The organism is Streptomyces albus subsp. chlorinus (genome assembly GCF_013302895.1).
Taxonomy (GTDB): domain Bacteria; phylum Actinomycetota; class Actinomycetes; order Streptomycetales; family Streptomycetaceae; genus Streptomyces; species Streptomyces chlorinus.
In genome coordinates this window covers 657,011-679,425 of sequence record NZ_VJOK01000001.1, presented here as the reverse complement: position 1 = coordinate 679,425, position 22,415 = coordinate 657,011, and the positions used below count along the sequence as shown (strand labels likewise).

Below are 22,415 nucleotides of genomic sequence, written 5' to 3'. Positions count from 1 at the left end.
TGGGGGTGACCGGACGCGGTCCGGCGGCCACCCTCGACCTGGGGGTCCGCGAGGGCTCGCTCGCCGCGCTGCGGCCCGGAACCGTCGCCGTGGGTGCCGACCGGGCGCGGGCACAGGGGCTGCGTCCCGGCTCGACCCTCCGCCTCCGCTTCGACGACGGAGCCGAACGGGCCCTGCGCGTCGCCGCCGTCTACGAACGCTCCCTCGCCCTGGGCGAGGCTCCTCCTCTCCCACCGGGAACTGGCCGGCCACACCTCGCGGGGCCGCGCCGGCACCCTCCCCACCCGCGCCCTGGTCGCCGTCGCGCCGGACGCCGACCCCCGGCAGGCCCGGGCCGCCGTGCGGCGGACGCTGGAGACGGCGGCCGAGGGGGCACGCGTCTCCGCCGCCCGGCCGCCGGCACCCCCGCGGGCGGAGGGCGAGGAGGCGGGGCGGCTGCTGTCCGCGGTGGCGGTGACCGCGATCGCGGCGCTCGCCGCACTGACCGTCCTCAGCACCCTCCGCCTCATCCAGGCGGGCCGGGGGCGGGAGTTCGCGCTGCTCCGCGTGGTGGGCGCCGCCCCGGGCCAGCTCCACCGCATGCTGCTGGCGGAGGCCTGCGTGGTCGCGGCCGCGGGCCTCACCCTGGGGGCCGTGGCCGCCCTGCTGCCGCTGACCGCGCTGAGCTTCGCCCTCGCCGGGTCCCTGCCCTCCCTGCCGCTGTGGCAGGCGGTGGCGATCGCCGGGTCGGCGACGGCGGTCACCGCCGCCGGCACCCTGTGGCCCGCACGCGGTACGGACCGTGCACGCGGTACCGGTCGCGCACGCGGTACGGGCCGCGGGCCTCAGCGCTTCAGATAGGCCAGCACCGCCAGGACCCTGCGGTGGCCGCTGTCACTGGGCGGCAGCCCCAGCTTCGCGAAGACGTTCCCGATGTGCTTGTGCACCGAACGCTCCGTGATGACCAGGGTCCTGGCGATGGTGGCGTTGTCCCGGCCCTCCGCCATCAGCCGCAGCACCTCCTCCTCGCGCGGTGTCAGGGCGTCCAGCGGACCGCCCCCGCGCCCCCGGGACATCAGCTCCGTGACCACCTCCGGGTCCAGCGCGGTACCGCCGCCCGCCACCCGCTCCAGGGCCTCCAGGAACTCGTCCACCCGGCCCACCCGGTCCTTGAGGAGATAGCCCACCCCGTGCGCGCCGCCGCCCAGCAGCTCGGCCGCGTAGGTCTCCTCGACGTACTGCGACAGCACCAGCACCGGCAGCCCCGGGAGTTCGCCACGGGCGTCGAGCGCCGCGCGCAGCCCCTCGTCGCGGAAGCCGGGCGGCAGCCGCACGTCGAGGACGGCCACGTCCGGCCGCTGCTCCAGCAGCAGCGGCAGCACCTCGGGACCGGACGTGGCGACCCCGGCCACCTCGTGCCCGGCGGAGCCCAGCAGCAGCACCAGGCCCTCCCGCAGCAGGGCGTTGTCCTCGGCGATCACCACACGCACGGCAGCTCCACTTCCACCACGGTCGGTCCCCCCGGAGGGCTCGTCAGGCGCACGGTGCCGTCCAGCGCCGCCACTCTGCGGCGGACGCCCAGCAGTCCCGTGCCGGCGTTCTCGTCGGCGCCCCCGCGACCGGTGTCCTCCACCCGTACGCGCAGCGCCCCCTCGCGGCGGGCGAGCGTCACCGAGGCGTGCGCGGCGCCGCTGTGCCGGGCCGCGTTGGTCAGCCCCTCGGCGACGACGAAGTACGCGGCGGCCTCCACCGCGGCCGGGGCCCGCGCACCGTCCTCGGGCCCGTCGGCCAGCCCCCGCGCGGTGACCGTCACCTCCAGCCCGCACCCGGCGGCCAGCGCCCGTACCGCGCCGACCAGTCCCCGGTCGGTGAGCACCGGCGGGTGGATGCCGCGCACCACGTGGCGCAGTTCGGCCAGCGCCTCCTCGGCCTGGTCCTGGGCGCTGTCCAGCAGGGTGCGGGCCGTGGCCGGATCGTGGTCGTAGGCACGGCGCGCCAGCCCCAGCCGCATCGAGAGGGCGACCAGGCGGGCCTGCGTGCCGTCGTGCAGGTCCCGTTCGATACGGCGCAGCTCCGCGCCGTGCGCCGCCACCGCTCCGGCGCGGGTCGCCGTCAGCTCCTCGACCCGTTCGGAGAGCCGGGCGCTGGGGGCGGGCAGGAGCAGTGACCGGGCCAGCCGCGCCTGGAGGTCCGCGAGGTCCGTGACGCGGGGCAGCAGTACGGCGGGACGTCCGGCCAGCCCGCACCAGACGCCGTCCACCAGCAGCCCCAGCGGCCACAGCACCATCGCGGCGTAGCAGAACAGCAGCCCGCACACCAGTTGGACGGCCAGCCAGCGCGCGTCCCGGTAGGTCCCCGGATCGGTGGTGGCGGCACGGAGGCGCTCCAGCAGTGTGCCGCGGTCGAGCGGCGCATACGCCTCCGTTACGGGCGAGCCCTGCCACGCGGCCACCCGGCGGCGTTCGAAACCGGCCAGTCCGCGCAGCACGCGTACCGTCTCGGGCAGCATGCCCGCGCCGACCACCAGCAAGGTGGCCGTGGCGGCGAGCAGCACCAGGCCGATCATCACGTAGCAGACCAGGCTCAGTCCGGCGCCGACCGCCAGGTAGCACGAGGCCCGGCCCGCCTCCCTCAGCGCCTCGCGCACAGTGGTCCCCCGCATGGTGCCCAGCGTATGCGGCGGGCACCCGCCGCGGCGGTGTAGCGGGCTACACCCCCGTTCCGGGAGCATGCACGGTGGGCCGGTCCCCCGCGGCCGGGGAGAGTGGTGTCCGAACACCGCTCATCCTCGGGAGGAACCTGTGAAAGTTCTGCTGTGGACCGTGCTCGCCGCCTGCTTCGCGGCCAACGTCTTCCTCGGCCTCGTGGCACCGGACGGCGCGACCCGGATCGTCCTCAGCTGTCTGACGGGGCTGGGCGTGCTGGTGAGCGGTGCGGGGCTGTGGTTCCTGCGGGACCGCCGCGCCGACTGACCCCGCGCGGCGTAGGGTCGGTGCATGGCCACACCCGACTTCATCCGCGACCTGCGGCTCTTTGCGGGGCACCAGTTGCTCTACCTGCCCGGCGTCAGCGCTGTCGTCTTCGACGAGCGGGGCCGGGTGCTGCTCGGCCGGCGGGCCGACACCGGTGGCTGGTCGGTGATCGGCGGCATCCCGGAGCCGGGGGAGCAGCCCGCCGACTGCGCGGTGCGCGAGGTCTTCGAGGAGACCAACGTGCGCTGCGTGCCGGAGCGGGTCGCGCTGGTGCACGGTCTCGAGAAGCCGGTGACCTACCCCAACGGCGACATCTGCCAGTTCATGGACATCACGTTCCGCTGCCGGGCCACGGCCGAGGCCGCCGCCCAGGCGCGGGTCAACGACGACGAGTCCCTGGAGGTCGGCTGGTTCGGCACGGACGAGCTGCCGGCGCTGAAGGAGTTCGCCCTCTTCCGGATCAAGCAGGCGGCGCAGGACGGCCCGGCCTGGTTCTCCTCCTCCGCGCACGCGCGAGGTTGACCCTTCCGCGCAGGTACGGGAGGCATGGGGAAACCGGACCGGGCCGCCCCCGCCCGCCGCGGCCTCACAGCTTGCGGTAGCTGTACGCCTCCTCGGCCGCCGCGGCCACCGCCTCCAGGTCGCCGCCGCCCGCCGCCGTCACCACCGCGGCCACCGCGCCCTCCACCAGCGGCGCGTCCACCAGCCGTGCCGCCGCGGGCAGTTCGTCGCCCTCCGCGAGCAGGGCCTTGACCGTCAGCACGGCGCTGCCCAGGTCGGCGAGGAGGGCCACGCCGGCGCCCTCGTCCATCCGGTGCGCCGCCTCGGTGATCAGTTCCTCGCTGGTGCCCAGGCCGCCGTCCGGCAGCCCGCCCGCGCCGGCGACCGGCGCGTCGGGCACCCCGGCGAGTGCCGCCGCCATCCGCGCGACCGACTCGGCGACCTCCTTGCTGTGCGAGACCAGGACGATCCCGACCCGCTTCTTGCTTCCCTCGGCCGCCACGTTCACGCACCTCCTTCCGTACCGGTCCCGCCCGCCGCGTCCGCCTCACCGGACGGGACCTGCCCCGCCTCGGCCAGCGCCGCCACCAGCAGCGCGGCGGAGGTGGCGCCCGGGTCCCGGTGTCCGATGCTGCGCTCGCCCAGGTAGCTGGCGCGGCCCTTGCGGGCCTGGAGCGGAACCGTCTCCTCAGCGCCCCGCTCGGCCGCCGCACGGGCCGCGCCGAGGTCCGTGCCGCCGCTGTCCGCCAGCGCCTCGACGGCCGGCAGCAGCGCGTCCAGCATCGTCTTGTCGCCCGCCGCGGCACCGCCCAGCTGCGCCACCGCCTCGACCCCGGTACGCAGCGCCCCCGCCAGCTCCTCGCCGGTCACCTGCTCCGCGTCGCCGAGGGCCTTGCCCGTACGGCGCAGCAGCGTCCCGTACAGCGGGCCCGAGGCGCCGCCGACGGTGGAGACCAGCTTCCGGCCCGCCGTCATCAGCACGGCGCCCGGCGTGGCGGGCACGTCCTCGTCCAGCTCGGCCCGTACCGCGTCGAAGCCGCGGCGCATGTTGCCGCCGTGGTCGGCGTCGCCGATCGCGGAGTCCAGCTCGGTCAGCCGGTCGGCCTCCCGCCGGACGGCGTCGGCGGCCGTCCTCATCCAGCGTGCGAAGAACGCGGCGTCCAGCCGTTGTGCGCCCTCGTCCCGCGCGCCGGACCCGCCGGCGCCGCCGTTCGTCACCTTGCCGCTCACCTTGCTCCTTTGCCGCTGTCCCGGTTCTGGCGCTGTTGTTCGGTTCTTCGCGGGCGCCCGCGTCAGGCGCCCCACCGCAGCCCCGGGGTGCGCACCGGCGCGTCCCACAGCCGCAGCAGCTCCTCGTCCGCCCGGCACAGCGTCACCGAGGCGCCGGCCATGTCGAGCGAGGTCACGTAGTTGCCGACGAGGGTACGGGCGACCGGGATCTTCCGTTCGGCCAGGACCCGGTGCACCTCGGAACAGAACCCGTACAGCTCCAGCAGCGGTGTCGACCCCATGCCGTTGACCAGCACCAGCACCGGTTCCTCGGGCCGCAGGTCGGTCAGCACCGCGTCGAGGGCGAAGTCCGCGATCTCGCCCGAGGTCATCATGGCGCGCCGCTCGCGGCCCGGCTCGCCGTGGATGCCCACGCCCAACTCCAGCTCGCCCGGCGGGAGTTCGAACATGGGGGCGCCCGTCGCCGGTGTGGTGCACGCGCTCAGCGCCACCCCGAAGCTGCGTGCCGAGCCGGCCACCTGCCGGGCGACGGCCTCCACCCGGTCCAGGGGCGCCCCCTCGGCGGCGAGGGCCCCGGCGATCTTCTCCACGAACAGCGTCGCGCCGGTGCCCCGGCGCCCGGCCGTGTGGGTGCTGTCGGTGACGGCCACGTCGTCCTCCACCAGCACCTTGGCGACGCGGATGCCCTCGTCCTCGGCCAGCTCCGCGGCCATCTCGAAGTTCAGCACGTCCCCGGTGTAGTTCTTGACGACGAACAGCACGCCCTCGCCGCTGTCCACGGCCGCCGCCGCGGCGACCATCTGGTCGGGCACCGGCGAGGTGAACACCTCCCCGGGGCACGCCGCGTCCAGCATCCCCGGGCCCACGAACCCCCCGTGCAGCGGCTCGTGCCCCGACCCGCCCCCCGAGACCAGCGCGACCTTCCCCGCCACGGGCGCGTCCCGCCGCACCACCACCCGCCTGTCCACGTCCACCGTCAGCTCCGGGTGCGCGGCGGCCATCCCCCGCAGGGCGTCGGGGACCACGGAGTCGGGAACGTTGATCAGCATGCGCATGCGTACCTCCTGGTGAGCGGACTGGTGAGCGGAGCGGTCCGGGGAGAGCCGGTGTCTTCCTCGCAGGGCGGACAGGTTCCGGGGGCGGCCACAGGTCGGTCCGGTGTTCCATCGTGCGTGTGTTGTGGTCCCAGAGGCTACGTGGCACGCGTGGGGGAGCGGCACCGGCCTCGTCCGGACGCCACCGGCCTCGTCCGGATGCGGCCGGGAGGGCGCGGGTACGCCCTGGGGTACGCGCTCCCGACCCCGGCCGCGCCCCGAGGAGGACACCCGATGAGCCCCCGCCCCACCGCCGCGCCCCACGTCACCGTCTCCACGCGGTACGGCCCCGTGCGCGGCGAACGCCGTGCCACCGGGGTCCGGTTCCTCGGCATCCCCTACGCGCGGCCGCCCGTGGGCCCGCTCCGGTTCGCCGCGCCCGTGCCGCCCGAGCCGTGGACGGACGTCCGCGACGCGACCGCGTACGGGCCCACCGCGCAGCGCCGTCCGTTCGCCGAGGTCACCACCATCCCCGAGCCGAGCGTCCCCGGTGAGGGCACGCTCAACCTCAACGTCTTCACCCCCGACCCCGATCCGGCGGCCCGGCTCCCCGTCCTGGTGTGGATACACGGCGGCGGCTTCGTCGCCGGTTCGGCCGCGAGCCCCTGGTACGACGGTGCCGCCTTCAACCGGGACGGCGTGGTCCTGGTCTCCGTCGGCTACCGCCTCGGCATCGAGGGCTTCCTCCACCTGCCCGACGCGCCCGACAACCGCGGTGTACGCGACTGGACGGCGGCCCTGGAGTGGGTACGCGACTCCATCGACCGCTTCGGCGGCGACCCCGGCAAGGTGACCGTCGCGGGCCAGTCTGCGGGCGGGGGAGCCGTGCAGACCCTGCTCGCCACCCCGGCCGCACGGGGACTCTTCCGCGCCGCCGTCTCGGTGTCCGGGGCGGTGATGCACCCGCAGGGGCGCGCGGTCGCCGAGGCCGTCACCCGGCTGTTCACGGAACGCACCGGCCTCCCGGCGACAGCCGCCGCACTCCGCGGCCTGCCGGACGGCGCACTGCTCGCCCACCAGGACGCGCTCACCGCCCCCGGCGGTGCCAGGGACGGGCTGCCGATGCTCCTCCTCGCCCCCTTCGCGGACGGCGAGCTGATCCCGCGGGCGGTACCGGACGCCCTCGCCGCCGGGGACACCTGCGCGGACGTCCCGCTGCTGGCCGGCTGCACCGCGCGGGAGTTCACCGGGGCGGGCGGTCCGGACGTCACCGAGGCGGACGTGCGTGCTCTGCTCGCCTCGCTCGGTCTCGACGAGAAGCGCGCCCGGCTCTTCCTCGACACCTACGCCTGCCATGCCGGTGATCCCGCCGCCCTGTGGTGGCAGGCGCTCACCGACACCACGTTCCGCGCCCCCGCGCTCGCGCTCGCCGACGCGTGGGCCGCCCGCGGCCGGCCCGTCTGGCTCTACCAGTTCGAGTGGGCCGCCGCCGCGCCCGGCCGCCCGCGCCTGGCCTCCCACTGCGTGGACCTGCCCTTCGCCTTCGACCTGCTCGGCGCCGACGGCGTCACCGCGGCCCTCGGCCAGGACCCGCCCCAGCACCTGGCCGACGCCGTGCACGCCGCCTGGGTGGCCTTCGTACGCGACCTGGACCCGGGCGCCGGCTGGCCCCGCTGCACCGCCCAGGGGCGGGAGACGATGCTCTGGGACAGCGAACCGCGCATCCAGCGCGACCCGCTGCGCCCGGTGCGGGAGATCTGGCTGCGGTCCGCCCCCTCGGTGCCCCGCGCGCGGTCCGCCCCCGAAGCCGGTCCGGTCCCGTCCGAGGGGGCGCCTCGCCGCCGGGGGTGACCAGGGCCGCCCGTGCCCGCCGTACTGCCGCTCCCCAGGGGGACCGGGCGTCACAGCGGGGTGGCCGCCTGGAGGACGAGGACGAGGGCGATGGCCGCGTTCGCCGAGGAGAGGGCGGAGAGGGCCGCCCCGACGGCCGCGAACCACGCGGCGAGCCCCACGACGAGCCCCGAGGTGGTGGTGGGCGGCGGCCACAGGCGCGTGGTCGGTGCGGGCTCCAGAAGCGCCCGCACGCGCCGGGGTACCGGTCCGGTGCCCGCGACGGCGGGCACGGTCCTGGCCGGGCTGTGCCTCGCGATGAGCGCGGCCTTGCCCACCGCGCGCGCCGTCAGACGCCGGTCCCCGACCCGCCGTGCGGCCTCCTCGTCCGCCCACCGCTCCACCCCGAAGGCCACCGCCGTCCGGAGGGGGCGCAGCAGCGGGTGGGCGCACGCCGCGAGTTCGGCGAGCAGCAGCATGCGCGGGTGACGGGCGGCCAGGTGGGCGCGCTCATGCGCGAAGAGGGCACGCCGCTCGGCGGGCTCCAGCGCGTCGAGCATCGCGGTGGAGACCACGATCCGTGCGGGCTCGCGCCGGGTGCCGGGCAGGGCGAACGCGTAGGGGGCGCTGTCGGGGAGGACCGCGACGGGTGAGCGCCGCAGCCCGTCGAGGGCGTGCCTGACACGCCGTTGGGCGCGACGGTGCCGCGTCAGCGCCCGGCCGCAGGCACCCAGGAGGACGACCAGCGCCGGGATGGACGCCTTCCCCAGGACCTCGTCGCAGGGGACGGCGGCGCGCACCTGCGGGTCGGACCACGCGTCCGGCAGCGGGTTGCCGGGCAGTTGGGCGGTGCCGACGACGACGAGCAGGCCCAGGCACAGGGTGCTGCACGCGGCCAGCACGACGCCCACCCCGACCAGGAGCCGGGTCGTGGCGCGCGGGTGCAGATGCCGCTCGGCGAGCCGGGCCACGGGCCAGGACGTCAACGGCAGGACGAGGGGGAGGAGCACGAAGAACCCCACGGCTCAGTCGCTCTTCCCTTCCCCGCCGCGTCGCGCGCCGCCGTCCTCCCCGCGGTCGTGTGCCGCGCCGTCGCCGCTCTGCCGCAGCAGCTCGCGGAGCAGTCGCTCGTCGTCGTCGGTCAGTCCCGTGACGAACCGGGTCAGGACGGTGCCGCGGTCGCTCTCGCCGTCGAGCACCTGCCGCATGCGGTGTGCCGCGAGCCCCGCCGCGTCCGCCGCGGGTGTCCACACGAAGGAGCGGCCGGACTTCTCCCGGGTCACCGCGCGTTTGGCGAGCAGGCGCGTGAGGATGGTGACCACGGTGGTGTAGGCGAGGTCCCCGCCCAGCCGCTCCCGCACCCAGGCGGCGGTCACCGGCCCGGGGGCCTCGTGCAGGGCCGTCAGCACCATGGCCTCCAGTTCGCCCTGGCCGCGTCGCCGCCCCGGGTCCCGCGCCGTCTTGCCCATGTCTCCTCCCTCCGCCGCCCGATGCGCCGGCCCGGTCCACCACCCGCGTCCTGCCGCCCGACGCGCCGGGACCTGCCGTGCGGCGGGTCCGGTGCGGGGCCGAGTGGTTCCGTGGCCGTCCGTTCAGTATCTTCTACAGGCTTGTAGATTTTCGTTTCGGGCGTCCGGAAGGAAGAGTAATGGGAGCCTCGCCGGTCAGGGGCGGGTCCGGCCCCTCCCTCCCGCAGGAGGACCGGGCAGAGTTCGAGCGGGTCGTGGACGAGGCGTTGCGGTCCGGGGCGCTGCGCCGGGCCCTGCGCGCCGCGCCCCCCGGCACCGCCGACCGGCTGCGGGAGCGGGCCCGCGCCTGTGCGGAAGACCTCGCGGCCGTCGTCGCCGCCGAGCACCGCGAACTGAGCCGGGTGCGAAGGAGCGCGCCTCCCGCCGGCGGGGCACCGCCGCGCACCCCGTCCGGTGGCGGCGGACTGCTCGCCGCGCTCGCCGTCCTCGTGCCGCTGGTCGCGGCCGCCGCCGCGGTGATCTTCCTGGTGCTCGGTTACGCCATGATGCTGCTCGACGCCCGCCGGGACACCGGCGCCTCGCTGGTGGTGACGGGCTGGTCGGGCGCCGGCGTCGCCGCCGTGACGGGCGCCCTGGGACTCGGCAAGCTCGTGGCCACGGCACGCCGGGGCGACGGCGGCCCCGGCGGGCGCCACCCCGCCGGTCCCGCGGCGCCCGGTGAGGAACCGTACGAGGTCGAGGCGGCGCACCTGGCCTGGCGTACGGCACTGCTGGAGCGGGCCGTGCTGCCGTATCTGACGGAGCACCTTCGCCGTGCGGGCCGGGAGGAGGACGAGCGGCGGCCCACCCCTCCGGCCCCGGTGCGGCCCACCCCTCCGGCCTCCGGACCGGACCGCACGGACCCCGGCGGCACCGGTCCCGGCGACGCGGCCCCCGAGTTCACCAGCCCGGGGTTCACCAGCCCTGACTTCGCCGGTCCCGGCTTCGCGGCTCCCGGCTTCGCCGGCCCGGACCCCGGCCGGGCCGGGACCGGCGCCCCGAGGGGCGGAGCCGTCTCAGTCGCGGGAGTGGCCGAACAGCAGGCGGTAGCCGACGAGCAGGACGAGTGAGCCGCCGATGGCCGCGCCCCAGGTGGGCAGGTCGAAGAACTCCTTCCGGATGGGCCGGTCCAGGAAGGTGGCCGATATCCAGCCGCCCACGAACGCCCCGGCCACGCCGATCAGGGCGGTGCCGATCAGTCCTCCCGGATCGCGTCCCGGCAGCAGCATCTTGGCCACGGCCCCGGCCAGCAGGCCGAGGACGACCCAGCCGATGATCCCCATCGCAACGCCCTTTCCGTTCCCCGGAGCGGGTGCCCCGGTACGGGGAAGGACGCCGTACAGCCCCGCAAAGGTTCCCTGCTTGCGCAACCGACGGCGTGAAGCGTGACGGGGGGAGCGGGCGAGGAGCACGCCTAGACTGAGGTGCGCCGCGGGCACGGAACCCGCGGCCGGGACACGGCGCGGACGGGAGAAGAGCGGTGGCAGCGGCGGCAGACGGCGGTGCGGCGGATCCGTCCCCCGAACTCCTGGAACAGGCCGCCACGGCCTTCGGGCTGCTCGCCTCGCCCTCCCGGGTGCACCTCGTCTGGGTGCTCTCGCAGGGCGAGTGCGACGTGACGCATCTCGCGGAGCGCGTCGGCGGCACGCTCCCCGCCGTCAGCCAGCACCTGGCGAAGCTGAAGCTGGCCGGTCTGGTGCGGTCGCGGCGCGAGGGACGGCGGCAGGTCTACCTGGTCGACGACCCCGCCGTGGTCGCCGTCGTCCACGAGATGGTCGGGCAACTGGCCGCCGGGGAAGCGCGGTCGCGCACCCCCGGGCGGCTGCGCGGCTTCGGTGCCTGAGACGACGGGCCGCTCGCGGGACGGCCGGACCCCGCCCGGAGCCCGGGACGGCGCGCCCCGCGTGCGGGACGGTGCCGCCCCCGGCGAGGACGGCGCCGCACCGGGCGCCGCGTCGACGGCCCTGACGGCCCTGACGGCGCTGCGGCGGCTGGAGACGGGCCCGCGCGGACTGACCGAGGCGGAGGCCGGGGAACGGCTGGTCCGGTACGGGGAGAACACACCGCCCGCCTGGCGTACGCCCTCGCTGCCGCGCCGTCTGGCCGCGAGCGTGCGCGAGCCGTTCACCGCCGTCCTGCTGTGCCTCGTGGTGGTCTCCGCCGTGGCCGGATCCCTCGGCATGGCCGGGGTGACCGCCGCGCTGGTGACCGTCAGCTGCCTGCTGCGGGCCCGAGGGGAACTGCGCGCCGACCGGTCCGTCGCGGGACTGCGGGCCCTGGTCACCGGCACGGTCACGGTGCTGCGCCGCACCGGTGCGGGAGACGGCGCACCGCGCCCCCGGGAGCTGCCGGCCGGCGACCTGGTGCCCGGCGACGTGGTCCGGCTCGGCCCCGGGGACATGGTGCCGGCGGATGTGCTGCTGCTGCGCTCCACCGGCCTGGTCGTCCACCAGGCGCCGCTCACCGGGGAGTCGGCCCCGCTGCCCAAGGAGGGCACCGACACCGCGGCGCATCTGACGCCGTCCGGCGCCGCCCTCTTCGAACAGCCGCACCTGTGCTTCCAGGGCAGCAGCGTGGTGTCCGGCTCCGGCACCGCGGTGGTGGTCGCCACCGGCGCGGACACCAGGCTGGCCGCCGGGCACCAGCACGCGCGGCCCCCGCAGCGCGCGTTCGACCGCTCGCTGCGCGGCATCGCCCGCGTCCTCGTACGGTTCATGCTGCTGACCCCGCCGCTCGCCCTGGCGGCCGACGCGGCCCTCAGCGGACGCGGCGTGCGGATCTGGCCGTTCGCGGTGGCCGTCGCGGTCGGCCTCATCCCTGAGATGCTGCCCGTCGTGCGGACCGCCGTACTCACCCGTGGCGCGGTCTCCCTCGCCCGCGAGCACCAGGTGATCGTCCGGCGGCTTCCCGCCCTGCACGACCTGGGCGCCATGGACGTGCTGTGCCTCGACAAGACCGGCACCCTGACCCGGGACCGCCCCGTCGTGGAACAGGCGCTCGACGCGGACGGCGCGCCGGACCCCGGTGTCCTGCGATGGGCCGCGCGCAACGCCCTGTGGACGCTCCAGCTCGCCGAGACCCCCGTACCGGACGCCCTCGACGAGGCGATCCTCCGCGCCGCCGCCGAGCAGGAGCACGACCGCGACCACGGGCACGGGCACGACAACGGGCACGGGTTCGAGGGTGAGGACGAGTACGAGGGCGTGGCGGCCCTCCCCTTCGACCCGGCCAGACGGGTGTCCGCCGCCGTACTGCGCGCACCGGGACACCGCCTGACGCACACGCTCGTTGTCAAGGGCGCGGTCGAGGCCGTGCTGGAGCGGTGCGCGCTCGACGAGCCGGAGCGCGCGGCGCTGCGCGAGCGGGCGGCGCGGTACGCGGCCGACGGACTGCGGCTGCTCGCCGTGGCCACCGCCGAGCGCCGTCCCCGGGCCGACGCGCGGCACCACGGCCCGGCGGACGAGTACGGACTCACCTTCACCGGCTTCGTCACGCTGCGCGACGCGCTCACCTCCGACGCCGCCGAGGCCCTGCACCGCCTCGCCGGCCAGGGCGTCGCCGTCAAGGTCCTCACCGGCGACCACCCCGGCACAGCCGTCCGCACCTGCCGCGAACTGGGCCTGGACCCCGGCGAGGCGGACGTGCTCACGGCCGGCCGTATCGACGCGCTGGGAGACGACGACCTGGCGCGCGCGGCGGAACGCACCACCGTGTTCGCCCGGTGCACCCCGCGGCACAAGGCCCGGGTCGTCGCGGCGCTGCGGGCCGCCGGGCACACCACCGGCTTCCTCGGCGACGGCGTCAACGACCTGGCCGCGCTCCACGCCGCCGATGTGGGGCTGTGCCCCCGCGAGGCGGTCGCCACGGTCCGGGAAAGTGCCGACGTGGTCTTCGGCGGGCAGCCCTTCGCCGCCCTGCCGGGGACGGTCACCGCCGGCCGCCGCTGCGGCGTCGCCCTCGTCTCCTACCTGCGGGTGGCGCTGTCCTCCAACCTCGGCAACGCCCTGGCGATGCTCGTCGCCGCGCTGCTGTTCCCGTTCGTGCCGATGCTCCCGGCGCAGGTCCTCACCCAGAACCTGTTCTTCGACGCCGCCCAGCTCGCCTTCGCCTTCGACCGGCACAGCACCGCCGCCCTGCGCGCGCCCGCGGCGCTGCGGCCCAGGGAGATCCTCCGGTTCCTGACGGGCTTCGGCGTGCTGAACGCCGCGGCCGACCTGGCCACCTTCGCCGTCCTGGCCACCACCGTCGAAGGCGCCGCCGACGCGGACGGAGGGGCCCTCTTCCACGCCGGATGGTTCACCGAGAACCTGCTGACCCAGGCGATCGTCATGCTGCTCCTGCGCACCGGCCGCCGCCCCGGACGGGCGGCCTTCCTCGGCCCGGTCGCCGTGGCCGCCGGGCTCCTGGCGGCCACGGGCGTCCTGCTGCCGCTCACCCCGCTGGGCCCTGCCCTTGGCATGGACCAGGCGCTCACCCCGCTCTCCTACCTGCTGCTCGGACTCGTCCTCGCGGCGTACGGCACCGTGCTCACCTGGTCCTTGCGGCGGCATGCGCGCCGTCACCCGCTGGAGCAGACCCGTGACGCGCGCCGTCACCCGCAGGAGGAGGCCGGCGATGTGCGCCGTCACCCGTAGGAGAGGTCGGCGCAGGGGTCGTCGGCGGCCGAACGGCCCGTTTCCCCGGGGGTTTTGCCGCTCGCGCCGGTCCCGCCGCCCCCGTTCCCCGCACCGCCGGCGTCCGGCCGGTAGTCGGCGCCCAGCGTGACGGTGAGCCCCGGCCCGTCGGCGGCCTCGACGGCCGCACCGGGGAAGAGGCGGGCCAGCGTGGCCGCGTGCTCCCGCTCGCCGGGCCCGTAGGAGACGACCGTGGTGGTGTGGTCCCGCGAGGCGGCGTTCCCGCTGCCCGTCACCGTGAAGTGGCGCTCGCGGAGTTCCTCGACGGCGGAGGCGGCCAGCCCGGGAGTGGCGGTGCCGTTGCGGACGGACACGCTGATGCCGTCACCCCGGACGGCGGCCGTGCGCCCTGGCGAGGGCTTGTTCCGGGGGCTTTTCGCGGCGCCGCCGCCGACGGGCCGGTCGGCCTTGAGCGCGGCCCACAGCCTGTCCGCGTCCGGGTGGACGACGGCGACGCGGTTGCCCTGGTAGCGCCAGGGGAGGGTGACGAAGGGTCATCGCGGAGAACCCCTTGAAGTCCACCACCACGGTGTGGTCCACCCGCAGTCCGGTCAGCTTCTCCACGGTGTTCTGGGTGCAGGCGGGGTTGCCCTGCCCGGTTCCCCCGACGGAGAACGCCGCGTTGAACATGGCGCTGCGCCGCGCGGCGGTCCAGCTTCCGTCCGGGAGCTTGCACGGCGGTATGTCCACGAGCGTGTCGCGGGGGAAGGAGACGGCCACCGCGTGCCGGCTGTCGCCGTAGACGTGCAGCAGGAACGCAGTGTCGGACCTGCCTGTGTCGTCCTTGCTGCCGCCGCCCAGCCGGTCGTTGCCGCCGGTGCGCGCGTCCGACCCGATGACCAGGACGTTCCGGCCGCCCGTCCCCGCCGCGGGGCGCTCCCGGCTCAGTCCGTCCGACCCGAAGGTGGTGATGTTCCCGTCGAGGCGGACGTAGAGCCAGCCGGCGCCCGCCACGACGAGGACCAGCAGCGAGAGCGCCACCAGCCCCGCGGTCCGGGCCCGCCCGCGCCTGCGGCGACGCCGCCGGGCGGCCCTTCCCTCGGCTCGGCTCCCGGCGCTCCTCGTGCGGCGGTCCGGCATGCGCGCTCCTCTTCTTCGCATCCTCGCTGCCGCGGTCGTGGCCGCGGCCCGTCCCGGCGGTGTGCGGAGGGGGTGGGCCCACCGCGACTCGCGGGTTGTACAGTTGCGCAATGTAGCAACTAAAGGAGAGAAGGGAGACGGTGCGGTGTTCCTGCGCAATGGTCTGGAGCCCTGGCACCTGCTGATCGTGGCGGTGGTGGCGATCCTCGTGTTCGGCTCCAGGCGGCTGCCCGAGACGGCCCGCGCGCTGGGGGTCTCGCTGCGCATCCTCAAGAGCGAGACGAGGGCCATGAAACAGGACCCCGGGCCCGCTCCCGCGCAGCCGCCCGCGACGACGGACCGGCCCGCGGCGGGTCACCCCGCCCAGGCGCGAAGCGGTGACGAGGGCGCTGTGCGCCTGGGCGGGTCGACCGGTGACGGCGGGGAGGTGTCCCGTGGAGGGGTCGGCCTGTGACGTCGGCGTCGTCGGCGTCGGCTGAAGCCTTGGTGGCGGCGGGTGGCGGCGGACGGCGAGGGACGCCGCCCGCCGGGTCTCCCCGCCGGTGAGGATCACCGGCGGTGGCGGTTCACAGGGGGTGGTTCACGGGTGGCGGTTCACAGGTCGAACTCGTGCGGCGGGAGCCCCAGGGCGTAGCAGGCGTCCCGGACGACGGCCTGCTCGTCCTTGTCGAAGTCGCCGTCGGCACCGCCGATGACGATGCCGATCTGCACGACCGCCCGCGCCTCGGCGGGCTTCTTCTTCGCCTTGCCGACCTCCTGGAGCACGCTGACCTTCCCGAAGTCGAAGTCGGCGGCCAGCTTGTCGCAGTTGGCCTCGAAGCGGGCGCGGAGGTCGTCGGCCGGGAAGTTCCGCAGGACCTCGTTGCTCGTGATGAGCTGGGCCACCTTGCTCCGCTCGGCCGGGTCGATGCTGCCGTCGGCGGCGGCGACGAGGGCGCACATCGCCATGCTGGCGTCCCGGAACGCGCCGCTCTTGAGGTCGTTCTTCTTCGCCTCCAGCTGGCTCTGCATCGACTGAGCCGACTCCTTGATGCGGTCCCACAGGGCCATGCGAACTCCGTTTCCTGGCAGGGGTGCCCGGCCGCCGTGGCGTGCCGGAGCGGTAAAATCTACAGTGCTGTAGAAATTAGCAGAAGCCGCGGGCGGACTCCGCCCCAACGCCCCTCGTCCGGGCGGAACCGTGCGGGCCAGCGCGGCGAACGGGGACAGGGCGGGTAGCTGTGGCACATGGCTCTCTGGGGCAAACGAAGCGACATGGTGGTCCACGAGCGGGAACCCTTCAACGCCGAGCCGCCCCGGGGCGCGCTCGGCGAGGAGGAGCTGACGCCGCTGGACACCTTCTACGTCCGCAACCACGGTCCGGTACCCGCGCTCGACCCCGCCGCGTGGCGGCTGACGGTGGACGGGCTGGTCGAGCGGCCCCTCGAACTGTCGCTGGACGCCCTGCGGGAGCGGTTCGAGGAGGCGGAGGTCGTGGCGACGTTGCAGTGCGCGGGGAACCGGCGCGCCGGGCTGGCCGACGTCCGGGACATCCCGGGTGAGGACCCGTGGGGGCCGGGTGCCACTTCCACCGCACGCTGGAGCGGGGTGCGGCTCGCGGACGTCCTGGCGGCGGCGGGGCTGCTGCCGCAGGCGGCCCACATCGCCTTCGCAGCCCCGGACGTGTCCACCATTCCCGACCCGCCCCAGCCCTACGGCGGTTCCGTCCCTGTTGCCAAGGCGTGCTCGGCGGAGGTGCTGCTGGCCTGGGCGATGAACGGCCGCCCGCTGCCCCCGGTGCACGGCGCCCCGCTGCGCGTGGTGGTGCCGGGCTGGATCGGCGCCCGCAGCGTCAAGTGGCTGCAACGGGTCACCGCGCGGCGGGAGCCGTCCGACGCCTACTTCCAGGCCACGGCCTACCGGCTGCTGCCCGCCGACGCCGACCCCGCGCACGCCGGACCCGGGGACGGGATCAGCCTCGGGCCGATCGCCCTGAACTGCGACATCCTCCGGCCTGGCCAGCAGCATACGCGGCTGCCCGCGGGACCCACGGAGGTCGTCGGTTACGCGTTGGCCGGCGACGACCGCACGGTCGCCCGCGTGGACGTCTCCCTCGACGGCGGCCTCACCTGGACCCAGGCCGACCTCGCGCCGCGACCTGCCCGCTGGACCTGGCAGTTGTGGCGCACCACCGTCGAGCTGCCGCCGGGCGAGGCGGAGATCACCGTACGGGCCTGGGACTCCACGGGAGCCACCCAGCCGGAGTCCCCCGCGCACCTGTGGAACCCGAAGGGGTACGCCAACAATTCATGGGCCCGGCTGCGGCTCGTCTGCGGCTGAGCCGTCCGGAAAGAGCCGCCCCGGGGGACGGGGGCGGCACCCCCCGGGGGCATCCCCGGACCGGCCCCGCCCCCGACCACGGCCACGGGCCCCGCCCCCGACCACGGCCTCGACGAACTCTCGTGCCCCGGCGCCCCATTGAGGGAGCGGCGGTCTGCCGCACAGCACGAGGCGCGTTCCCCCCGGCGGCGAGGATGCGCAGCCGGTCGGCGAGGGCGGCGCCGGGGCCGGTGTCCTCGACGGCGCTCCCGGTGAGCACGACGGCGGCGCGCCGGCGCTGGAGCGGGGTGAGGCAGGTCAGTTCGCGCTCGGGACCGCCCCGGTGTCGCAGACGACGGCGAGCTTCCGGCCCGCCGCGGCCTCGCCGTCGCCGCCCGTCTCGCTCTGCACGGCGCTCGTGAGGATGCCGGAGAACGGGTCCGCGACGTCGTTGACGAGGATGCCGACGAGGTCGGAGCTGGCCGTGGCCAGCGCGCTCGTGGGGCCGTCGACGACGTACCGCAGCTCCTCGACGGCGCGGCACCCGGGCTCGGGCGGCATCCGCGACCGGGTAGGTGCCGTTGAGGACGCGGGAGACGGTCGCCGGGGAGACGCCTGACCGCGCCGCCACCTCGGCCAGGGCCACGGCCATCGCTTCTCCCCGTGTCCGTCGCCCGGGACCGGGTCGGCCGTGCCGGCTCCCACGGGACGTTCCGTCGCCACACCGGCCCGGGACCGTTCCCGGCGAGCACCATGCTCACGCCCGCCTCGCGCCGTAACCGGCCGCCGGCCGTGGCCGCAGGCAGCACTCGCGCGGAACCAGCGCCCCGCGGGGACGGGGACGGGGGGCGACGGGGACGCCGACGCCGACGGCGACGGCGACGGCGATGCCGACGGGGACGACGTCGACCGCTGCCCGTCCGCGTCCCGCGGATCGGTTCCGTCCGCGCTGACCGGGCGTCAGGGGCCCCGCCCCATGGCGGGCCGTGCGTTCTTGTGGGGCCGGTGGCCGAGGGCTAGCGTGAAACCGGCGTGGAAAGCGCGCTTGCTGTCCGGTTCCCCGGGAGGGTGCGAGCGGACCGGAGAGGAAGGGTCCACGTGGCAGTCAGGGCCGTACGGATCGCCATGAACGGCGTGACGGGACGCATGGGGTACCGGCAGCATCTCGTCCGTTCGCTCCTCGCCCTCCGCGAGCAGGGCGGACTCGACCTCGGGAACGGCACCACCCTGATGCCCGAACCCGTGCTCGTCGGACGGCGCGAGCACGCCCTCGCGGCGCTCGCCGCCCGGCACGGTCTGCGGGAGTGGACCACCGACCTGGAGGCCGTCCTCGCCGATCCCTCCGTGGACATCTACTTCGACTCCCAGGTGACCTCCGCCCGCGAGGACGCGCTGAGGAAGGCCATCGCGGCGGGCAAGCACCTCTACACGGAGAAGCCCACCGCCACCCGTTCCGAGGGCGCGCGGGAACTCGCCCGGCTCGCGCGGGAGGCGGGTGTCAAGCACGGCGTCGTCCAGGACAAGCTGTTCCTGCCGGGGCTGCGGAAACTCAAGCGGCTCGTCGACGGCGGCTTCTTCGGGCGGATCCTCTCGGTGCGCGGCGAGTTCGGTTACTGGGTGTTCGAGGGTGACTGGCAGGAGGCGCAGCGCCCGTCCTGGAACTACCGGGCCGAGCACGGCGGCGGCATCGTCGTGGACATGTTCCCCCACTGGGAGTACGTGCTGCACCACCTCTTCGGCCGCGTCACCTCCGTCCAGGCCCACGTCACCACCCACATCCCGCGCCGCTGGGACGAGCGGGGCGAGCCCTACCGGGCGACCGCCGACGACGCCGCCTACGGGATCTTCGAGCTGGAGGGCGGCGCAGTCGCCCAGATCAACTCCTCGTGGGCGGTACGGGTGCACCGCGACGAACTGGTCGAGTTCCAGGTGGACGGCACCGAGGGCTCGGCCGTCGCCGGGCTGCGCCGGTGCCGGGCCCAGCACCGGTCGGCCACGCCCAAGCCGGTGTGGAACCCGGACCTGCCGCAGGCCGAGCCGTTCCGCGCGCAGTGGCAGGAGGTCCCGGACAACGGCGAGTTCGACAACGGCTTCAAGGCCCAGTGGGAACTCTTCCTCCGCCACGTCGCCCTGGACACCCCCTACGCGTGGGACCTGGCGGCCGGCGCCCGCGGCGTCCAGCTCGCCGAACTCGGTCTGCGATCCGCGGCCGAGGGCCGCCGCCTCCCCGTACCGGAACTGTCGCTGTGAGCGCCCGGGCGCATGACGCCGGTCACGCGGTGGGGGACCGGGCCGTCCGGCTGCCCGGTCCGGACGGCGTGCTGCGCACCTACGTGCCGCGCGCCGAGCCCGCCCCCGCGGTCACCGGCCCGGCGGGGCGCGGCCCGCTGACCTCCCGTACGGTCCTCGCCGCCGCGCACGTGGTGGCCGACCCCTTCGCCGACACCCACCCCGGCGGCCCCGCCGCCGTGGACTGGGACGCCACCCTCGCCTTCCGCCGCCATCTGTGGGCGCACGGGCTGGGCGTGGCCGAGGCGATGGACACCGCGCAGCGCGGCATGGGGCTGGACTGGGCCGGTGCCGCCGAGCTGATCGCGCGCTCGGCCGCCGAGGCCCGCGCGAGCGGCGGCCGGATCGTCTGCGGGGCGGGCACCGACCAGCTGGCCGGACCCGCCACCGGGACGGCCCAGGTACGCGCGGCGTACGAGGAGCAGTTGGAGACGGTCGAGCAGGCGGGCGCCCAGGCGGTCCTGATGGCCTCGCGCGCGCTGGCCGCCACCGCCCGCGGGCCCGAGGACTACCGGGACGTCTACGGTCACCTGCTGCGCCAGGCCGCCCAACCGGTGATCCTGCACTGGCTCGGCCCCGTGTTCGACCCCGCACTGGAGGGCTACTGGGGCAGTACGGACCTCGACGCCGCCACCGAGACGTTCCTGGCGATCCTCTCCGACCACCCCGGCACGGTGGACGGCGTGAAGGTCTCGCTGCTGGACGCCGACCGCGAGGTACGGCTGCGCCGCCGGCTGCCGGACGGGGTGCGCTGCTACACGGGGGACGACTTCCACTACCCGGAACTCATCGCGGGGGACGCCCACGGGTTCAGCCACGCGCTGCTGGGCGTCTTCGACCCGCTCGCCCCGCTGGCCGCCGAGGCCGTCCGCACCCTCGATGCCGGCGACACGGCCGCCTTCCGCGCCGCGCTCGATGCGACCGTCCCCCTCGCACGGCATCTGTTCCAGGCACCGACCCGCTACTACAAGACCGGCGTCGTCCTCCTCGCCTGGCTCGCCGGGCACCAGGACCACTTCACCATGGTCGGCGGCCTCCAGTCGGCCCGCTCGCTGCCGCACCTGGCGCGGGCCTACGAACTCGCCGACGGACTCGGCCTCTTCCCCGACCCCGACCTCGCCCGCGACCGCATCGAGCGGCTCCTCGCCGTCCACGGAGTGCCCCGGTGACACCCCTCCCGCACACACCGTCCGACCTGGCCCGCTTCTCCATCAACCAGCAGACCGTCAAACAGCTCACCCTGCCCCGACTGGCCGACGCCTGCGGCACGCTCGGTATCACCCAGGTCGGGCTGTGGCGCGAGCCGGTGCGGCGGTACGGCCCGAGGGCGGCGGCCCGGCTCCTGCGGGACGCCGGACTCACCGTCACCTCGCTGTGCCGCGGCGGCTTCCTGACCGCCACCACTCCGGCCGAGCGGCGCCGCGCCCTGGACGACAACCGGGCGGCGCTGGACGAGGCCGCCACGCTCGGCACCCCGACGCTCGTCCTGGTCGCCGGCGGCCTCCCCGACGGTGACCGCGACCTGGCGGCGGCCCGCGAACGCGTCGCCGACGCCCTGGCCGAACTGTGCGAGGCCGCGGCGGACCGGGGCGTCCGCCTGGCGATCGAGCCACTGCACCCCATGTTCGCCTCCGACCGGTGCGTGGTCTCCACCCTCGCGCAGGCCCTGGACCTGGCCGAGCGGTTCCCGGCCGGCCAGGTCGGCGTCGTCGTGGACACCTACCACCTGTGGTGGGACGACCAGGCACCCGCCCAGATCGCCCGCGCGGGCCGCGGCGGCCGCATCGCCGCCTTCCAGCTCGCCGACTGGGTCACCCCGCTGCCCGAGGGCGCGCTGCTGGGCCGGGGCCAGCTCGGCGACGGCTGCGTCGACCTGCGGGGCTTGCGCGCCCTGGTGGACGCCGCCGGCTACCGGGGCCCCGCCGAGGTGGAGATCTTCAACCCGGACCTGTGGGCCCGCGACGGCACGCGGGTGCTGGCGGAGACGGCCGAACGGTACGTACAGCACGTACTCGACCCCAACGCCGCGCGGAACCCGCCCCCGCGGGCCTAGCTCCCGCGCCGGTGCGCCCGGGCCCGGCCCCCGCGCCGGCGGGCCCGCCTCAGTGCGGCTTGCGGGCCAGGCCGCCGTACATGGCGATGTCCTCGTCGCGCACCCGCGCGTCTCCGGGGTCCGGACGCCACTTGTGGACCTGCACCACGCCGGGGTCGGCCAGGTCGAGCCCGGCGAAGAACGCGGTGGCCTCCTCGTGGGTGCGCAGTGCCATCGGCATGCCCTCCGCCGCGTACCGTTCGGCGACGCGGCCCACCTCCTCGGGCGCGAAGTCCGCGGTGCCGATGGTCGCGGCCAGGTAGCTGCCGGCGGGGAGCGGGTCCAGGAGCCGGCGGAGCAGCCCGTGGTCGTCGTCGCCGGGGTGGATGAAGTGCAGCATGCCGATGACCAGCAGCGCCACCGGCTCGCTCAGGTCCAGGGTGTCGCGGAAGCCGGCGGAGCCGAGGATGGCGTCCGGGTCCCGCATGTCCGCCTCCACGTAGGTGGTGCGGCCCTCCGGGGTGCTGGTGAGCAGCGCCTGCGCGTAGTTCAGCACGATCGGGTCGTTGTCGACATAGACCACACGGGAGTCCGGCGCGACGCGCTGGACCACCTCGTGCAGGTTCGGCGAGGTCGGCAGCCCGGTGCCGATGTCGAGGAACTGGCGCACTCCCCGCTCCCGGGCCAGGTAACGGCTCGCGCGCAGCATGAACGCGCGGTTGGCCCGCATGTGCACCGGCAGCGCGGGCCACATCGCGACCATCGCGTCACCGGCCGCGACATCGGCCTCGTAGTGGTTCTTGCCGCCGAGGATGTAGTCGTAGACCCGGGCCGAGTGCGCCGTGCCCGTGTTCAACTGCTCCTGCCCGTCACCGGTTTCCCGCATGGCCGCTCCCCGCACTGGTGCCCCGGTGGTCGGCCGGGGCCTCGAACTCGCTGGCGACACCCTACGGCCCGGGGCGAGTTGGCGCCGAACCGACAGGGCCGGC

General features: G+C 75.7%; 22 protein-coding genes and 2 pseudogenes. 12 read left to right on the top strand and 12 right to left on the bottom strand.

Annotated elements, in window-relative coordinates; translation table 11 throughout:
* Positions 1 to 93 precede the first annotated feature (93 nt).
* Positions 94 to 840, top strand: coding sequence for an ABC transporter permease (locus FM076_RS03155; RefSeq protein ID WP_173868417.1), 747 nt, complete (start codon positions 94 to 96; stop codon positions 838 to 840).
* Here the strand turns inward: FM076_RS03155 and FM076_RS03150 are convergent.
* Together FM076_RS03150 and FM076_RS03145 are read right to left on the bottom strand one after the other, a co-directional pair.
* Positions 825 to 1,469, bottom strand: coding sequence for a LuxR C-terminal-related transcriptional regulator (locus tag FM076_RS03150; protein ID WP_173868416.1), 645 nt, complete (start codon positions 1,467 to 1,469; stop codon positions 825 to 827). The two genes, FM076_RS03155 and FM076_RS03150, sit on opposite strands and share 16 nt — an antisense overlap.
* Positions 1,457 to 2,641, bottom strand: coding sequence for a sensor histidine kinase (locus tag FM076_RS03145; RefSeq protein WP_180217703.1), 1,185 nt, complete (start codon positions 2,639 to 2,641; stop codon positions 1,457 to 1,459). Before FM076_RS03145 ends, FM076_RS03150 begins: the two co-directional genes overlap by 13 nt.
* Positions 2,642 to 2,780: 139 nt before the next feature.
* Here FM076_RS03145 and FM076_RS03140 point away from each other — a divergent pair, with 139 nt between their 5' ends.
* Together FM076_RS03140 and FM076_RS03135 are read left to right on the top strand one after the other, a co-directional pair.
* On the top strand, positions 2,781 to 2,951 hold the full coding sequence (locus tag FM076_RS03140) for a hypothetical protein (RefSeq protein ID WP_173868415.1): 171 nt from the start codon (positions 2,781 to 2,783) through the stop codon (positions 2,949 to 2,951).
* 24 nt (positions 2,952 to 2,975) lie between these two features.
* Complete coding sequence (locus FM076_RS03135; RefSeq protein ID WP_173868414.1) at positions 2,976 to 3,473, top strand: NUDIX hydrolase; 498 nt, start codon at positions 2,976 to 2,978, stop codon at positions 3,471 to 3,473.
* Positions 3,474 to 3,537: 64 nt separating this feature from the next.
* Here the strand turns inward: FM076_RS03135 and dhaM are convergent, their stop codons facing one another.
* The 3 genes from dhaM to dhaK all read right to left on the bottom strand — a co-directional run bounded on the left by dhaM (position 3,538) and on the right by dhaK (position 5,737).
* Positions 3,538 to 3,954, bottom strand: a complete 417-nt coding sequence (gene dhaM / locus FM076_RS03130; protein WP_173868413.1) for a dihydroxyacetone kinase phosphoryl donor subunit DhaM — start codon at positions 3,952 to 3,954, stop codon at positions 3,538 to 3,540.
* Between the two features lie 2 nt (positions 3,955 to 3,956).
* Complete coding sequence (gene dhaL, locus FM076_RS03125; RefSeq protein ID WP_428814650.1) at positions 3,957 to 4,682, bottom strand: dihydroxyacetone kinase subunit DhaL; 726 nt, start codon at positions 4,680 to 4,682, stop codon at positions 3,957 to 3,959.
* Positions 4,683 to 4,744: 62 nt separating this feature from the next.
* Complete coding sequence (dhaK, locus tag FM076_RS03120; RefSeq protein ID WP_173868412.1) at positions 4,745 to 5,737, bottom strand: dihydroxyacetone kinase subunit DhaK; 993 nt, start codon at positions 5,735 to 5,737, stop codon at positions 4,745 to 4,747.
* Positions 5,738 to 6,010: 273 nt separating this feature from the next.
* Here dhaK and FM076_RS03115 point away from each other — a divergent pair, with 273 nt between their 5' ends.
* Positions 6,011 to 7,567 carry a carboxylesterase/lipase family protein gene (locus tag FM076_RS03115; RefSeq protein ID WP_173868411.1) on the top strand — a complete coding sequence of 519 codons (1,557 nt, stop codon included), beginning with the start codon at positions 6,011 to 6,013 and terminating at the stop codon, positions 7,565 to 7,567.
* A gap of 50 nt (positions 7,568 to 7,617) precedes the next feature.
* Here the strand turns inward: FM076_RS03115 and FM076_RS03110 are convergent, their stop codons facing one another.
* Together FM076_RS03110 and FM076_RS03105 are read right to left on the bottom strand one after the other, a co-directional pair.
* Complete coding sequence (locus tag FM076_RS03110; RefSeq protein WP_173868410.1) at positions 7,618 to 8,568, bottom strand: M48 family metalloprotease; 951 nt, start codon at positions 8,566 to 8,568, stop codon at positions 7,618 to 7,620.
* A 3-nt stretch (positions 8,569 to 8,571) separates the two neighbouring features.
* Positions 8,572 to 9,015, bottom strand: coding sequence for a BlaI/MecI/CopY family transcriptional regulator (locus FM076_RS03105; protein ID WP_243274283.1), 444 nt, complete (start codon positions 9,013 to 9,015; stop codon positions 8,572 to 8,574).
* A gap of 179 nt (positions 9,016 to 9,194) precedes the next feature.
* Between FM076_RS03105 and FM076_RS03100 the strand changes: the two genes are divergently transcribed.
* Positions 9,195 to 10,124: a hypothetical protein gene (locus tag FM076_RS03100; protein ID WP_173868409.1), complete on the top strand. Its 930-nt coding sequence runs from the start codon at positions 9,195 to 9,197 to the stop codon at positions 10,122 to 10,124.
* Here FM076_RS03100 and FM076_RS03095 read toward each other — a convergent pair.
* A complete protein-coding gene (locus tag FM076_RS03095) occupies positions 10,071 to 10,337 on the bottom strand; it encodes a GlsB/YeaQ/YmgE family stress response membrane protein (RefSeq protein ID WP_173868408.1) in 267 nt (88 codons plus the stop codon). The genes FM076_RS03100 and FM076_RS03095 overlap by 54 nt on opposite strands.
* A gap of 197 nt (positions 10,338 to 10,534) precedes the next feature.
* Between FM076_RS03095 and FM076_RS03090 the strand changes: the two genes are divergently transcribed.
* Complete coding sequence (locus FM076_RS03090) at positions 10,535 to 10,897, top strand: metalloregulator ArsR/SmtB family transcription factor (RefSeq protein ID WP_173868407.1); 363 nt, start codon at positions 10,535 to 10,537, stop codon at positions 10,895 to 10,897.
* Complete coding sequence (locus tag FM076_RS03085) at positions 10,890 to 13,688, top strand: HAD-IC family P-type ATPase (RefSeq protein WP_173868406.1); 2,799 nt, start codon at positions 10,890 to 10,892, stop codon at positions 13,686 to 13,688. Before FM076_RS03090 ends, FM076_RS03085 begins: the two co-directional genes overlap by 8 nt.
* On the opposite strand, the pseudogene FM076_RS03080 reads toward FM076_RS03085, so the two are convergent.
* A pseudogene (locus tag FM076_RS03080) lies at positions 13,679 to 14,807 on the bottom strand (LCP family protein). The gene FM076_RS03085 and the pseudogene FM076_RS03080 overlap by 10 nt on opposite strands.
* 145 nt (positions 14,808 to 14,952) lie before the next feature.
* Here FM076_RS03080 and tatA point away from each other — a divergent pair.
* Entirely contained in the window at positions 14,953 to 15,261 is a 309-nt protein-coding gene (tatA, locus tag FM076_RS03075; protein ID WP_345944872.1) for a Sec-independent protein translocase subunit TatA, read from the top strand.
* A 140-nt stretch (positions 15,262 to 15,401) separates the two neighbouring features.
* On the opposite strand, the gene FM076_RS03070 is transcribed toward tatA, so the two are convergent.
* Complete coding sequence (locus FM076_RS03070; protein ID WP_173868404.1) at positions 15,402 to 15,857, bottom strand: tellurite resistance TerB family protein; 456 nt, start codon at positions 15,855 to 15,857, stop codon at positions 15,402 to 15,404.
* Between the two features lie 204 nt (positions 15,858 to 16,061).
* Here FM076_RS03070 and FM076_RS03065 point away from each other — a divergent pair, with 204 nt between their 5' ends.
* Positions 16,062 to 17,126, top strand: coding sequence for a sulfite oxidase (locus FM076_RS03065; protein ID WP_243274281.1), 1,065 nt, complete (start codon positions 16,062 to 16,064; stop codon positions 17,124 to 17,126).
* A 75-nt stretch (positions 17,127 to 17,201) separates the two neighbouring features.
* Here FM076_RS03065 and FM076_RS03060 read toward each other — a convergent pair.
* Positions 17,202 to 17,757, bottom strand: a pseudogene (locus FM076_RS03060) (LacI family DNA-binding transcriptional regulator); the annotation flags it as partial.
* A 473-nt stretch (positions 17,758 to 18,230) separates the two neighbouring features.
* Here FM076_RS03060 and FM076_RS03055 point away from each other — a divergent pair.
* Genes FM076_RS03055 through FM076_RS03045 form a run of 3 tightly spaced genes read left to right on the top strand, consistent with a single transcriptional unit; the run spans position 18,231 to position 21,447 of the window.
* Positions 18,231 to 19,355, top strand: a complete 1,125-nt coding sequence (locus FM076_RS03055; RefSeq protein ID WP_180217946.1) for a Gfo/Idh/MocA family protein — start codon at positions 18,231 to 18,233, stop codon at positions 19,353 to 19,355.
* The gene (locus FM076_RS03050) at positions 19,352 to 20,563 is read left to right on the top strand and encodes a dihydrodipicolinate synthase family protein (protein ID WP_345944871.1); all 1,212 of its coding nucleotides are present in this window, start codon (positions 19,352 to 19,354) and stop codon (positions 20,561 to 20,563) included. The genes FM076_RS03055 and FM076_RS03050 overlap by 4 nt, the downstream gene beginning before the upstream one ends.
* Positions 20,560 to 21,447, top strand: coding sequence for a sugar phosphate isomerase/epimerase family protein (locus tag FM076_RS03045; protein WP_345944870.1), 888 nt, complete (start codon positions 20,560 to 20,562; stop codon positions 21,445 to 21,447). The genes FM076_RS03050 and FM076_RS03045 overlap by 4 nt, the downstream gene beginning before the upstream one ends.
* Before the next feature lie 49 nt (positions 21,448 to 21,496).
* Here FM076_RS03045 and FM076_RS03040 read toward each other — a convergent pair whose 3' ends face one another.
* A complete protein-coding gene (locus FM076_RS03040) occupies positions 21,497 to 22,312 on the bottom strand; it encodes an SAM-dependent methyltransferase (protein WP_173868401.1) in 816 nt (271 codons plus the stop codon).
* Between the last annotated feature and the right edge of the window lie 103 nt (positions 22,313 to 22,415).

Excerpts from the sequence above, each read along its gene's own strand:
- FM076_RS03135 (WP_173868414.1), top strand. The coding sequence starts at position 2,976 with ATGGCCACACCCGACTTCATCCGCGACCTGCGGCTCTTTGCGGGGCAC.
- dhaK (WP_173868412.1), bottom strand. The coding sequence starts at position 5,737 with ATGCGCATGCTGATCAACGTTCCCGACTCCGTGGTCCCCGACGCCCTG.
- FM076_RS03070 (WP_173868404.1), bottom strand. The coding sequence starts at position 15,857 with ATGGCCCTGTGGGACCGCATCAAGGAGTCGGCTCAGTCGATGCAGAGC.
- FM076_RS03055 (WP_180217946.1), top strand. The coding sequence starts at position 18,231 with ATGAACGGCGTGACGGGACGCATGGGGTACCGGCAGCATCTCGTCCGT.
- FM076_RS03095 (WP_173868408.1), bottom strand. The coding sequence starts at position 10,337 with ATGGGGATCATCGGCTGGGTCGTCCTCGGCCTGCTGGCCGGGGCCGTG.
- FM076_RS03100 (WP_173868409.1), top strand. The coding sequence starts at position 9,195 with ATGGGAGCCTCGCCGGTCAGGGGCGGGTCCGGCCCCTCCCTCCCGCAG.
- FM076_RS03145 (WP_180217703.1), bottom strand. The coding sequence starts at position 2,641 with ATGCGGGGGACCACTGTGCGCGAGGCGCTGAGGGAGGCGGGCCGGGCC.
- FM076_RS03115 (WP_173868411.1), top strand. The coding sequence starts at position 6,011 with ATGAGCCCCCGCCCCACCGCCGCGCCCCACGTCACCGTCTCCACGCGG.
- FM076_RS03040 (WP_173868401.1), bottom strand. The coding sequence starts at position 22,312 with ATGCGGGAAACCGGTGACGGGCAGGAGCAGTTGAACACGGGCACGGCG.
- FM076_RS03065 (WP_243274281.1), top strand. The coding sequence starts at position 16,062 with ATGGTGGTCCACGAGCGGGAACCCTTCAACGCCGAGCCGCCCCGGGGC.
- FM076_RS03105 (WP_243274283.1), bottom strand. The coding sequence starts at position 9,015 with ATGGGCAAGACGGCGCGGGACCCGGGGCGGCGACGCGGCCAGGGCGAA.